General features: G+C 40.6%; 1 pseudogene. It reads left to right on the forward strand.

The annotated features are described in order from the left end of the window. Positions 1-779: 779 nt before the first annotated feature. Positions 780-1,106, forward strand: a pseudogene (locus PX481_RS02885) (pentapeptide repeat-containing protein); the annotation flags it as partial. Between the last annotated feature and the right edge of the window lie 164 nt (positions 1,107-1,270).

Below are 1,270 nucleotides of genomic sequence, written 5' to 3' on the forward strand. Positions count from 1 at the left end.
ATGATATAAGTACGTTTTCCCCAAGCAAAAATATGTTCACGAATTGCCGTTAAACTAGACATAATAATAGACCTCTTGTAAAAATCAAAAATTGTTGTTGGGGTTAGGAGTCAGTAGCCAGGAGTCAGTAGTCAGGAGAATTAAGAATTAAGAATGAATAATAATTAATTAAATGGTCTATTTACATATTTTATGCAATTTAATCCTTATTTTTGCCGTTTTTGAACCCTGAAAAATTAATTATGCAAGAGGTTTATAATTTAACTCTCCATAGAAAATTACTTAAGTGGCTTTCTAAGTAGGTAGGTGTTAAAAGTTCTCAGACACCCCCCTTATCAAGGGGGGCAGGGGGGATCGAACCCACAATCCATAATTTAATTATAACCAGCTACTTATCTAGGGTTGGCTGAATAAATCTACTTTTCTGGCACAGGAGAATTACGGTCAGTAAATTCTAGCAAATATACTCCATCCCCGTCTATTAAGAAATATTACAAGAAACATGAGTAGATTAAGAAAGGTTAATGGGTGTATCCATTGATAGATAGGGGTTTTCGGCTATTGTAGTAGATATCTATGGGGGAAATCCAGATATATTCTAGAACGCGAGGTGTGGAAACTGACGCGATTGCCCATAAAAATGCCAGGTTTTTGAACGTGGACTCGTTGAACCAAGAATCCCGAAGCGCTGGGGTGGGAGTATCAATCGGATTCTCTCAAGAAACCCGCTTTCTGACTTGTAGTAAGATTGAGGGCATAGTATGGCAATTTCGTAGGCGATGAAGGCAGCAGCAGTTATTGAACAGTACAAAAACGGGCGGCGGGATTTCTGGGGGGAATCCTTGCGGGGTGGTAACTTTCGCGGTGCGGACTTAACAGGGGCGGATTTCAGTGGTTGTGATATACGCGGGGCAAATTTTAGTCGGGCGAATTTGACGGGGACGAAGTTTGCTGGGGTGACGGGGGTGACGGCGGGATTGCCGAAGCGGTGGCTGTTGATTTTGCTGGGGTTGGCTTTGGTGTTAACTATGGTTTCGAGTGTTTGTTCCGCCGGAGCCGCTTATACGGCGGGCTTCATTTTTTATTTATCCAGTACACAAAACCAAAGTACACAATACCAAAGTACACAATAAGTAGTCATGCAAAATTAATTACCCAAATAAAAAATTAAGAAGTATAATACATAAAAAAACGAAGCAGCAGGAAAATACAATGAGATTGATTAGAGACCTAAACCCCGAGAGCCAGAAAATGCTAGAGAGAATTTATC

The sequence above is a fragment of the Microcystis sp. M53603_WE2 genome (assembly GCF_030065435.1).